The organism is Pantoea sp. GD03673 (genome assembly GCF_029844725.1).
GTDB lineage: Bacteria > Pseudomonadota > Gammaproteobacteria > Enterobacterales > Enterobacteriaceae > Pantoea.
Genome location: NZ_JAOCKJ010000038.1, coordinates 1 through 835 on the forward strand (window position 1 = coordinate 1; position 835 = coordinate 835).

Annotated in this window: 1 pseudogene; it reads right to left on the reverse strand. The window is 56.8% G+C overall.

The window, feature by feature from the left end:
* Positions 1–834, reverse strand: a pseudogene (locus tag N5J69_RS22170) (IS3 family transposase); the annotation flags it as partial.
* Between the last annotated feature and the right edge of the window lies 1 nt (position 835).

An 835-nucleotide genomic window follows, 5' to 3' on the forward strand; every position in this document is an offset into this window, starting at 1 on the left:
CTGTATGGAGACTTTCATGCACGTGATAACCCACTATTTTCCGTGAGAACGCGTCAGTCACCAGGCTCACGTAAGCCGTGCCGGTCCTGACCGGAAGCCAGGTAATGTCCGCCACCCACACCTGCTCAGGGCCGGAGATGACGGCCTGCTCCGGACCGGCTTTCAGCAGGTTCGGATGCTTATAAAAACGATGATGGCTGTGGGTTGTTTTATGATAAGCCCTGGCCGGACGTACCAGCAGGCCGGCCTGCCGCAGGACGGTAAACAGGCTGTCCCGCCCGATATGCAGTGCAGGGTCATCCCGACAGTTTAGGATATGGTGCAGCTTACGCGTGCCCAGCCGCGGCTGCTGCATCCTGAGGTTTTTCACCTCCCCGGTAATGCGGCTGGCCTGCTCTGCCTTACGCTGCCCGCGCTGACATCCCTGATACCAGGCCTGACGGCTTATCTTTAAAAACCGGCAGACTCTGACGATGGTCAGTCCGGGTGTTTTTGCCTGCGCGATAACGAAGCTAACTGCTTTTTTGTCAGCGTGGCGCCGAACTCAGTGTTCATGACCTTCACGACGGCCTCAAAGAACTGCGCCTTCACTTCGGATTCGGCCAGCTGCTGTTCAAGCTCTTTGATACGCTGTTCGGGGGTAAGGGGAAGGGATTTTGTCATGAGTCCTCCACGTGTGCTGCGCTGCGCTGAAGAGTGCCAGTCCAGCTGGCCATACTTACGCAGCCAGTTAAGAACGGTGGAGCACCCCTGGATACCGAAGCGCTCCTGAGCCTGACGATATGTCATCTCACCTTTTTCAACCTGCTCAACGACGGCCAGTTTAAAGGACAGA